This window comes from Pseudonocardia sp., assembly GCF_025965585.1.
Classification (GTDB): domain Bacteria; phylum Actinomycetota; class Actinomycetes; order Mycobacteriales; family Pseudonocardiaceae; genus Pseudonocardia.
In genome coordinates this window covers 1-10,412 of the sequence record NZ_JAOPWR010000170.1, presented here as the reverse complement: position 1 = coordinate 10,412, position 10,412 = coordinate 1, and the positions used below count along the sequence as shown (strand labels likewise).

The following is a 10,412-nucleotide window of genomic DNA, read 5'->3' as shown; positions in this document are numbered from 1 at the left end:
GGAAGCTGAACCGGTCGGCGGTTGCACGGTCACCACCACGGTGATACGACCAAGCGGAAGGTTCGACGTCGGGGCCGGACCGGGACGATGGTGGCGGTGGATGCTCGTGGAATCGTTGATTCTCGCGGTCGAGGAACCGGTGGCCGGGGTCGTGGTGGTGCGGGTCGGCGGGGAGCTCAACCGGGGCACCGCACCCCGGCTGGCGCGGCTGCTCGACGGGCAGCTCGACCATTGCGTGGCCGTGCACGACACGCCGGCGACGATCGATCGACGCGCGCACCTGATCGTCGATCTGAGCGGGGTCCGCAACTTCGCCGGGGGGCTGTCGGTGCTGCGTCAGGCGCAGTACACGGCCGATCTGGCCGACGTCGGCGTACACCTGACAGGGTTGGTCGCCCGGGCCGGGCTGCTGCCGGCGTGGGCGGCCGAGTTGATGGCGCAGTTCAACGGATTCCCCACTGCCGAGGATGCGCTGACCGCGGCGCTCGACTGAACCTGTCTCCCAACGCGCTCGCCGCTCCGATGACCGCCGGATTCGTCGGCGAGAGGATGGAACCGGGTTCGCTGCCGCACCGGTCGATGTTGCGCCGGCCGCCGGTGGCTGCTATGACCTGACCGGGCGGCCGTTCCGGATCACGAACCCCGTTGTCGGGCGGACCGGGTGATCGACCTCGGGCCCGGCGCGGGCGACGACGGCGGGCCGGTGGTCGCGGCCGGCACCCCGCAGGAGGTGGCGGAGAGCAGGACCGCGCCCTGTCTGGCGGCACGGCCGCGCCCGCCGGTACGGATGCCGGCGTGACGGCGCCGGGCGCCGTCACGTGCTCGGCGGTTCGACTACCGCGGGCTCAGGTGGTTCATGCGTCGTAGTCCAGCTCGACCCGCTCCGTGGTGGGACGGGACTGGCACGTCAGGACGTAGCCCGCGGCGACCTCGTCCGGGCTCAGCGCGTAGTCGATCTCCATCTCCGCGCCGCCGCGCACCAGCTTGGCGCGGCAGGTCCCGCAGGCACCGCCCATGCACGCGTACGGGGCGTCGAGGCCCGCCCGCAGCACGGCTTCCAGCACCGACTCCCGCCCGTCGCTGTCCACGGCGGTCGTCCGGCCGCCGACCGTCGCGATGACGGTGCTCTCGACCCCGGCGGTGTGCCCCTCGACCGCCGGGGTCGCGTGGAACAGCTCGACGTGAACGGCCTCGGGGGCCACACCGTGCCGGCCGAGCACCCCGCGGGTGTCCTCGACCAGCGCCTGCGGCCCGCAGACGAACCAACCGTCGATCTCGGCCGGGGCGAGGTCGTCCCCGAGCAGCCCGGCGAGACCGGCGGCGTCGATCCGCCCCGGCACGACGCGCTCGAAGCCCGTCCCCGGCGGGGTGCCGTCCTCGCCCGACCGGAAGTGCACGATCCGCAGCCGGCCCTCGAAGTGCCGGGCGAGCATCTCCAGCTCGTCGCGGAACATCGTCGACTCGGCCGTGCGGTTGCCGTAGAGCAGGGTGAACCGGCTGTCCTCGCTGACCGTCAGCGCGGTGGACAGCATGGAGATGATCGGCGTGATCCCGCTGCCGGCCGCGATCCCGACGTGGTGCCGGGCGGTACGGGCGTCGGGCTCGAGGGTGAACCGGCCCGACGGCGGCAGCACCTCGAGCACGTCGCCCGGCGCGAGCCGCTGGGTGAGGTGCGTGGACAGCGCGCCGCCCTCGATGCGCTTGACGGCGATGCGGACCACGTCCGACGTGGCCGAGGTGCACAGCGAGTACGTGCGGCGGACCTCCGTGCCGGCCACGGTGGACCGCAGCGTGAGGTGCTGGCCCGGGGTGAAGCGGAACCGGGCGCGCAGGTGCTCGGGGATGTCGAAGGTGATCGAGACGCTGTCCGGGGTGAGCGGCCGGACCTCGGCCACGGTCAGCGGGTTGAAGTCGGCGGGGCCGCCGGCCGCGTCGTCGGCGTGGAAGGACTCGGTGAGCCGGCGCCACGCCCGGTACTCCGACGTGGTCAGCTCGCGCCCGAACGCGGTCGTGATCGGGACGTCGCGGTCCAGGTAGACGGCCTCGTTGCGCTGCCAGGCCTTGACGTAGCGGTAGAACGGGATAGCGGGGTGCAGGTGATGCACCAGGTGGTAGTTCTGGTAGAGCATGACCGGCGTCAGCAGCCACTCCATGCCGACCCGCACACGGGTAGCCGCGAACCGGTTCTCCCGCGACGTGGTGGTCAGCCCGTGGTGGGGCATCCAGTCGAACCACCAGGCCAGCACGGCGACCCCGATGCGCTGCGGGATCAGGTAGATCAGGGCCAGCTCCCACCCGTGCCCGGTGGCGATCGCCCCGCCGAACACCAGCAGCGTGAGACCCACGGTGACCACGGTCTCGATGCGCTCCGCGCGCGGCCGGGTCCGCAACCGCCGCAGGTAGAACACGGCGTAGCGGCCGTCGATGCTCAGCCAGCGCAGCGGCAGCTGCCAGTCCGGGCCGTGCGTGGTCCACGCGTCCGGGTCGGTGTCGATGTCCTCGTTGGTGTTGCGGTGGTGCTCGATGTGGATGAACCGGAACATGCCGAAGCTCGCGTAGCAGGCCACGAAGAGCACCGACAGACGGCCGAACACCTCGTTGACCCAGTTCGCCCGCCCGGCGGCGTGGTGGATGGCGTCGTGCAGCACCGTGAACATCGTGAACGTGACCGCCGCGTGCAGCGGGATGGTCACCCAGAACGGGGCGTGCCCGCCCAGCGCGAGCCACGTCGCGACGACCCAGACGGCGAGCGACCCGACGAACAGCGCGATCGTCGGTGCGGCGGCGCGGGGCAGCGGGATGCCGGGGTCGGGCACCCCACGGCGCACCGCCCGGGCCTCGGCCTCGCTGAGCACCGGGCCGTCCGAGGGCCGGGTGCGCTGGCCGATCGGGCTCGCGGTCACAGGCGGCTCCTCGCTGTCGTCATCGTTGACATTTGAGGCCGTACTGTAAACAGACGAGGCGGTGGTGCGCCAGCTGTACAGTGCTCGCATGAGTACCCGACCGGGTTTTCATGCGCGGGTGCGGTCGCTGCTGCGCGACCAGCTCCTCGACGCCGCCACGGAGATCACCTGTGACCGCGGCTGGGACGCCGTGACCATGTCCCGGGTGGCCGAGCGGGTGGGCGTGAGCAGGCAGAGCGTCTACAACGAGATCGGCTCCAAGGACGTGCTCGCCGAGGCGATGATCGCCCGCGAGACGGACCGGTTCCTCGACGGGGTGTCCGAGCGGCTCGCCGCGCATCCCGGCGACCTCGCCGCGGGCCTGGGCGCGGCGGTCGAGTACGCCCTGCGGACCGCCGCCGACAACCCGCTGATCAAAGCCGTCGTGTCCACCGCGCACGGAAGCACCGACGACCTCCTACCGCTCGTGGCCGTCCGGCCGGAGCCGGTGCTCGCGCGGGCCGTCGCGGCCGTCGTGGCTCAGGTCCGCGCGATGCACCCGGCGCTCGCCCTCGGTGCCGGACCGGGCGGCGACGCCCTCGCGTCGCTCGTCGAGGCCGTCGTGCGGCTGACCTTGAGCCACCTCGTCCAGCCCACCGGGTCGGTCGACCAGGCGGTCGGCCAGGTGCGGTGGATCTGCGACGCCGTGCTGGCCGGCCCCGCGCACGGCTGACGGTTCTGCAGATACACCAGCACGACGCTGACCCGCCGGTTCAGGTCCTCCTGCTGGGAGCGCGCGTCCGCGCGTCACCTCACCAGGTGACCATGAGCTTCCGGACCCCGTAGTTGGTGCCGTGCACGTCCATCGGCACCTCCTCGGCGGGGACGGCGAGACGCATGTCGGGGAAGCGGCGCAGCAGCTCCGGGAGGATGGTCATGAGCTCGGCGCGGGCGATGTTCTGCCCCAGGCACTGGTGCACGCCGTAACCGAAGGCCAGGTGCCGGACGGTCTTGCGGTCGAGGTCGAGCGCGTCGGGATCGGTGAAGACCCGGGGGTCGCGGTTCGCGGCGGGCATCGCGACCACCACCAGGTCGCCCTTGGCGATCTGCTGGCCACCGAGCTCCAGGTCCTCCTTGGCGACCCGGCCGAGTCCGAACTGGACGATGGTCAGGTAGCGCAGCAGCTCCTCGATCGCCGGTCCGATCCGGCTCGGGTCCTCGGCCAGCCGGCGGCGCTGCTCGGGGTGGGTCAGCAGGGTCAGCGAGGAGAGCCCGATCATGGACATGGTCGTGTCGTGACCGGCGAACAGCAGCAGCGCGCCGATGTTGACCAGGTCGCGGTCGGTGAGGAACGAGGCCTCGTCGTCGGCGGTGCGGACGAGATCGGCGAGCAGACCGGTGGACTCGGGGTCGGCGCGCTTGGCGGCCACCAGGTCGGTGATGTAGCCGATGAGCCAGCGCGCACCCTTGTCGCGTTCGGCCTGGGTCCGGCTGGTGTCCATCATGGTCTCGGTGGCGTGGTGGAACCCGTCCCGGTCGCTGTAGGGAACGCCGAGCAGCTCGCAGATGACCAGGCACGGGATCGGCAGCGCGAGCGCCTCGATGAGGTCGACCGGCCGCGGCCCGGCGGCGATGGCGTCGAGGTGCTCGGCGACGATCGTGTCGATGTAGGGCTGCAGCGTCGTCCGCACGCTCTTCGGGGTGAACCGGCCGGCGAGCAGTTTCCGGTAGCGGCCGTGGTCGGGCTCGTCCATGAACACGAACCCCGGGTCCAGTGCACCGCCGGGCTTCTCCGGGTCGTAGCCCTCGTCGGGCGGCGTGTCGTGCCGGGGCCGCCGCGCGCTCATCCGGGGGTCGGCGAACACCGCGCTGCCCTCCTCGAAGCGGGTGACCAGCCAGCCGGCGCTGCCGTTGGGGAACCGGACCCGGGTCACCGGCTGCTCCTCGCGGAGCTTGTCGTACTCGGCAGGTGGGTCGAGCAGGCTGCTGCGGACGGTGGGCATGGTGGACAGCTCGGTCATCGGTTCTCCTCGGGTACGGCGGGGGCGTCGGTCCGGGTCGCGGCGATGGCGGCCTCGACGCCGCGGTGGACCTGGGTGCCGTTGCCCCAGCCGACGTAGTAGTGCAGTTGCAGGACGGCCTCGCGAAGCTGCTCGGGCGTGAGCTCGTCGTTGGCCAGGGCGCCGCGAACCTGGATCTCGATGAGGTCGGTGCGGCCGAGTGCCGCGGTGGCGCCGAGGACGAGCAGCCGCCGGTCGCGGACCGACAGCCCGGGGCGGTTCCAGATCTCGCCGAAGAGGTGACCGACGGTGTCGTCGAGCATCGGGTCCCGCTCGGCGGGCAGCGTCTCGCTGAAGCCCGGGCCGTAGACCCGGTCCATCATCTCCCGGCCGCGTTCCAGGTCGGCCTCGTTCGCGCTCATCGGACACCTTCTGTCGCGGGGATCGCCAGGGTCTGCTCGCCGTGCGCGCGGGCGACGCCGACCAGCGGCAGCTCGACGCCGAGATGCTCGGCGAGGTCCTGGGCGGCGGCGAGGTCCTTGTCCTGCAACCGGACGACCTGCGGCACGAGGGCGCGGTGGGCCTCGGCGCCGCCGATCCGCATCCGTAGCCAGGACAGCAGCGTGGCGCCATCGGGGTCTGCGGTGTCGATGACGGTGACGAGCGTGGCCGGGTCGACGCCTGCCGCGCTCGCGAGCTCGGCGGCCTCCTGCACCGCCCGCCAGCAGCCGTAGGTGATGACGTTGCGGGCGATCTTGGTGGCCATCCCGGCGCCGAGCGGGCCGCAGTGCACGACCTCCTTGGCGAAGTCGGCGAGTACCGGCCTCGCCCGCTCGACCACGGCGGGGTCACCGCCCAGGATGGCGACCATGCCGTTCTCGGCGGCCTTGTCGCCCGGGGTCACGCCGCAGTCGAGCAGCGCGACGTCGTACCGCGCGCACAGCTCGGCGAGCTCGTGCACGACGGGCACGGCGACGGTGCTCAGCAGCACGACGACGAGGCCGGGGTGCGCGCCGGCAAGAACGCCGTCGTCGCCGGTCAGCACCGTGCGGGCCTGCTCGGCATCGACGACGGCGACCAGCACGACGTCGCTGGCACGCGCCACGTCGGCAGGCGAGCCCAGCGGCGCCGGCACGCCGGCCAGGCCGTCGGCGGCGTCCGGGCGGATGTCGAACACCGCCGGGACCCGGCCGCGGCGGGCGAGGCTGACGGCGACACCGCCGCCGATCATGCCGAGCCCGATCACCCCGGCCCGGGATGTGGGCCGGTCCGCGGCCTGCGCGGTGTCCGGTTGGGTTGCTGTGCTCATGCGGAGACTCCTCGAAGAGTGGTGGCGACCGCGGTGTCCCAGGGCGCCGCGGCGGCGACGAGCGCGCGGGCGGCACGCAGCGGGCGCGGCATGTTGATGCCGACCGCGGCGCGCACGACGCCGTCGCGGCCGTAGAGCGCGACGAGAGCGCGGCCGGCGGGATCGCCCTCGACGACGCACACCTGGTCGCCGCCGCGGGGCCGCCCGTAGATCTGGATCGTGAGGTCGTACTGGTCGGACCAGATGTAGGGCACCGGCGCGAACGCCGACACCGGTGTGCCGGCGCGGGTCGCGAGGATGTTGCGCGCCACCGCAATGCCCTGCTCGGCGGCGTTGGTCCGGTGCTCGAGGCGGATCCGTTCCCCGAAGGCCGGATGCGGCCAGGACGCGACGTCGCCGGCCGCCCACACACCGGGCGCCGCACGACAGGTCACGTCGCAGAGCACCCCGTCGCGCACCGGGATCCCGCTGCCGGCGAGCCAGTCGACGTTCGGGACCGAGCCGATCGCGACGAGCACCGCGTCGGCGGGCAGGGTGCGGCCGTCCGCGAGCCGGACGCCGCGCGCCCGGCCGTCCTCGGCGAGCACCTCGGCGACCCGGACCCCGGTCTCCACCCGCACGCCGTGCTCACGGTGCACGTCGAGCAGGAGGTCGGCGAGCTCGGCGCCGAGCACGTCGGCCAGTGGGGCGGCGAGGTCGGACACCAGGGTGACGTCCGCCCCCGCCTCCCGGGCGACGGCGGCGACCTCCGCGCCGAGGAACCCGGCCCCGACCACCACGAGCCGCGGCCGGTTGGACAGCTCTGCGCGTAGGGCCTGCGCGTCGGCCAGGGTGCGCAGCACGTACACCCCGTCCACGTCCACGGCGTCGGGCAACCGGCGCGGCCGCACTCCGGTCGCGATGACGAGGTCGTGGTAGGAGACACCGGCGCCGTCGGCGAAGGTGACCACCCGCTTGCTCGCGTCCACTCCCACCGCCCGGGTCCCCGGTCGCAGGTCGAGCCGCAGCCCGTCGATCGCGTCCGCGTCACGCAGCCGGGCGCGCTCCGCGGGCCAGGCCCCGGACAGGATCTGCTTGGAAAGGGGCGGTCGGTCGTAGGGCAGGCCGGGCTCCTCCCCCACCACCGTCACCCGGCCGGTGAAGCCGTCCCGCCGCAGCGTCTCGGCCACCGAGAGCCCGGCTGCCGAGGCACCGACGACGACCACCGCGCCCGGGTCGGTCACTCCTGCACCATGATCGCCGCGGCCGGGCAGATCGCCGCGGCGTCACGGGCCGCGGCGTGCTGCGCGGCGGGCGGGTCGGCGTCCAGCAGGACGACGACCCCGTCCTCGTCGCGCTGGTCGAACACGTCCGGTGCCGCCAGGACGCACTGCCCGGCCCCGCAGCAACGTTCCTCGTCGATGGTGATGTGCACGAGTCCTCCAGCATCGCTTGCCGGCGCCGAACCCACTGGTCAGCGCCTCACAGATGTTCCGAGCGACTTAACCTAACTAAGTTCACTCAGTAGCGAGGCTAGACCCGACGAGCCCTTGAGGCCAAACACGGACGGGTATGAGACGACCCACAGCGGGGCCGGGAACCGGCACACCCGCCGGGGCGGGCTCAGCCGGATCTCAGTCGGTGTCGTCAGCGACCGTCGCGGCGATGAGCCGATCGACCTCGGTCTGTGCCGGCTGCGTGCCGCCGTCCGGCTCGGCCGACACGATCACGTCGAGCAGGCCGTCGGCGAGACCTTCGACCATGGCGGGCGAGGACGTGAGCGACAGACTGTGCTGCAGGGACACGATGCCGTGCAGCCCGGTCCACAGCGTGTGCACGGCCTGGTGCCACGGCAGCGCGAGTGTGTGCCCCGCATCCGCACAGCGGGCGACGGCCTGCCGGAAACTCCGCGACACCAGTCGCGACGGGTGCCGGCCGACCCGCTCCGGGTCGACCGCCGGCTGACTCACCTCGTACATCAACCGGTAGTGCCCCGGGTTGTCCAGGGCGAACCGGCAGTAGGCGAGTACCTGGGCGCGCAACCTCGCCCGTGGGCCACCGGCCACCGCGGCCTCGTCGGCACGGTGCATCTGGTCGGCGAGCTGCGCGTACTTGTCCGCCAGTGCCGCCCAGACCAGCTCGGCCTTGTCGGCGAAGTGCAGGTAGATGCTGGGCGCGGCGACCCCGACCTCCTTCGCCACCGCCCGCATCGTCAGCTTCTCGTCGCTGCCCCACTCGGCCAGCAACCGGTTGACCGCCGCGAGCACCTCCTCGCGCAGTTGCTCACCCTGCCCCCGGCGACTGCGCTGCCGCCCTGTCCCTGCTACCGACACGACAATCACCCCTCGTCGCGTCCGACAATGACACACCCGCCTGTCAGGGGCGCAGACACGCCCGCGCTGGATGGATCGGGCAGTGGTTCGACCCCGGATCGCCCGCGTGCCGCGGCGTCAGGACCGGGTGGCCGGAACGGCGCCCGCTCGGACCACCGACCGCCGCGTCGTCCGAGTGCGACGGTCATGCCGTGCACGAGTCGTTCACCGACGGTTCGGGCGGTCGTGAGCACGGCGGCGAGCGCGTGCCGCCTTGTCGCCGGGCACCGCGATCCCATGCCACGCACCACCATGTCCTTGCCCGGCCTCCACTGATGCAGGAGGGTTGTCCGCACGTATGGCGGCACGGTGCGTCGTTCACAGGCACAGGAGTGGTGATGGTTGCGGCACCGACGACGGAGGCCCACCCGGTTCCCTTCCTCACCGAGGACCGGCTCGCGATCCAGGCCATGGCGCGCGGCTTCGCGATGAAGGAGGTCCTGCCGGTCGCCAACGAGCTCGACCCCGTCAGCGGCGAGATCCCGATGGCGCTGCGCGCGAAGATGGCGGAGCTCGGCTTCTTCGGAATCCTGATCCCGGAGGAGTACGGCGGGCTGGGGCTCGGGCTGTCCGAGTACGCGATCATCGTCGAGGAGCTGGCGCGGGCCTGGATGAGCGTTGCCAGCCTCATCGCCCGTGGTCAGCAGTTCACGGCCGGGTTCAACGCGGATCAGCGGGAGCGCTACCTGCCGGCGATGGCCCGCGGGGAGTTCCTGAGCGCTTTCGCGCTGTCGGAGGCCGAGGCCGGCTCGGACGTCGCCAACATGAGCTGCCGCGCCACCCAGGACGGTGACGGGTGGCGGCTCAACGGGCAGAAGATGTGGTGCACGTTCGCCGACGGCTCGGACTACCTGCAGGTGTTCGCCCGGACCGAGGCCGCCGACCCGGCTCATCGGTCGCGAGGCGTGACCTGCTTCCTCATGCCGAAGGATCGCGGGACCCTGCCACCCGGGGTGAGCGGCAACCCGGTGCGGAAGATCGGCTACCACGGCTGGAAGACCTGGGAGCTCTCCTTCGAGGACGCCTACGCCGACGAGGTCGTCGGCGAGCTCGGCAAGGGGTTCCGGATCGCGATGGGCGACCTGGACACCGCCCGCATCCACACCGCGGCCCGCGCGATCGGGCTCGCCCGTGGGGCGCTGGAGGACTCGATCGCCTACGCGGGCGAGCGCGTCCAGTTCGGCCGGCCGATCGGGGCCAACCAGGCCATCCGCTTCAAGATCGCCGACATGGCCACGCAGGTCGAGGCGGCACGCGCCCTGATGTACCAGGTGTGCACGGAGGTCGACGCCGGTCGGCCCAGTCCGGTGCAGGCGTCGATGGTGAAGCTGTTCGCCTCGGAGATGGCCGAGCGCGTCACCAGCGAGGGCCTGCAGATCCACGGCGGCGCCGGCTACACCACCGACTTCCCGGCCGAGCGCTACTGGCGCGACGCTCGACTGACCAAGATCTTCGAGGGAACCTCCGAGATCCAGATGAAGATCATCTCTGATGCCCTCCTCGGACGGATGGGCTCCCGTACCTGACCTCCAGGGACGAAGAATCGTTGCAGATCACGACATCCGCATGGGACGTCTCTCTCACTGCTCGGCCTCCGGAGGACGGGTCGCCAGCTGCTCCGCCAGCTCGCGGAGCGCGACGGCCCGGATCTTCGAGCCGTTCGTGCCGACGGTGGTCGGCATCTCGGGGATCAGGTGCACGGTCTCGGGGACCTTGAACTTCGCCAGCGTCGCCGCGCACCATGCCCGCAGCTCGGCCGGGTCGGGGTCGTCGCCCGGCACGGGCTCGACGAACGCCACCGCACGCGTCTCGCCGTCGACGGTGATGCCGACGACCTTCGTCCGGGCCACCGCCGGATGCTCGGCGAGTC

The 10,412-nt window shown here is 72.3% G+C and carries 10 protein-coding genes and 1 pseudogene; 3 read left to right on the top strand and 8 right to left on the bottom strand.

Annotated features, from left to right (window positions below):
• The first annotated feature begins 100 nt into the window (after positions 1-100).
• Entirely contained in the window at positions 101-493 is a 393-nt protein-coding gene (locus JWR81_RS10690) for a hypothetical protein (RefSeq protein WP_297650042.1), read from the top strand.
• Between the two features lie 361 nt (positions 494-854).
• Here JWR81_RS10690 and JWR81_RS10685 read toward each other — a convergent pair whose 3' ends face one another.
• On the bottom strand, positions 855-2,903 hold the full coding sequence (locus tag JWR81_RS10685; RefSeq protein WP_367278770.1) for a fatty acid desaturase: 2,049 nt from the start codon (positions 2,901-2,903) through the stop codon (positions 855-857).
• A gap of 88 nt (positions 2,904-2,991) precedes the next feature.
• On the opposite strand from JWR81_RS10685, the gene JWR81_RS10680 reads away from it, so the two are divergent.
• Positions 2,992-3,615, top strand: a complete 624-nt coding sequence (locus tag JWR81_RS10680; protein ID WP_297650040.1) for a TetR family transcriptional regulator — start codon at positions 2,992-2,994, stop codon at positions 3,613-3,615.
• A gap of 79 nt (positions 3,616-3,694) precedes the next feature.
• On the opposite strand, the gene JWR81_RS10675 is transcribed toward JWR81_RS10680, so the two are convergent.
• The 6 genes from JWR81_RS10675 to JWR81_RS10650 form a co-directional block, all read right to left on the bottom strand.
• On the bottom strand, positions 3,695-4,903 hold the full coding sequence (locus tag JWR81_RS10675) for a cytochrome P450 (protein ID WP_297650038.1): 1,209 nt from the start codon (positions 4,901-4,903) through the stop codon (positions 3,695-3,697).
• Positions 4,900-5,304: a carboxymuconolactone decarboxylase family protein gene (locus tag JWR81_RS10670; RefSeq protein ID WP_297650036.1), complete on the bottom strand. Its 405-nt coding sequence runs from the start codon at positions 5,302-5,304 to the stop codon at positions 4,900-4,902. The genes JWR81_RS10675 and JWR81_RS10670 overlap by 4 nt, the downstream gene beginning before the upstream one ends.
• The gene (locus JWR81_RS10665; protein WP_297650034.1) at positions 5,301-6,191 is read right to left on the bottom strand and encodes an NAD(P)-binding domain-containing protein; all 891 of its coding nucleotides are present in this window, start codon (positions 6,189-6,191) and stop codon (positions 5,301-5,303) included. The genes JWR81_RS10670 and JWR81_RS10665 overlap by 4 nt, the downstream gene beginning before the upstream one ends.
• Positions 6,188-7,414 (bottom strand): FAD-dependent oxidoreductase, encoded by a 1,227-nt coding sequence (locus JWR81_RS10660; RefSeq protein WP_297650032.1) that lies wholly within the window; start codon positions 7,412-7,414, stop codon positions 6,188-6,190. The genes JWR81_RS10665 and JWR81_RS10660 overlap by 4 nt, the downstream gene beginning before the upstream one ends.
• Entirely contained in the window at positions 7,411-7,605 is a 195-nt protein-coding gene (locus JWR81_RS10655) for a ferredoxin (protein WP_297650030.1), read from the bottom strand. Before JWR81_RS10655 ends, JWR81_RS10660 begins: the two co-directional genes overlap by 4 nt.
• 199 nt (positions 7,606-7,804) lie before the next feature.
• Positions 7,805-8,503, bottom strand: coding sequence for a TetR/AcrR family transcriptional regulator (locus JWR81_RS10650; RefSeq protein WP_297650028.1), 699 nt, complete (start codon positions 8,501-8,503; stop codon positions 7,805-7,807).
• Between the two features lie 377 nt (positions 8,504-8,880).
• Here JWR81_RS10650 and JWR81_RS10645 point away from each other — a divergent pair, with 377 nt between their 5' ends.
• Positions 8,881-10,068, top strand: a complete 1,188-nt coding sequence (locus JWR81_RS10645; protein ID WP_297650026.1) for an acyl-CoA dehydrogenase family protein — start codon at positions 8,881-8,883, stop codon at positions 10,066-10,068.
• Between the two features lie 54 nt (positions 10,069-10,122).
• Here the strand turns inward: JWR81_RS10645 and JWR81_RS10640 are convergent.
• A pseudogene (locus JWR81_RS10640) lies at positions 10,123-10,412 on the bottom strand (hypothetical protein); the annotation flags it as partial.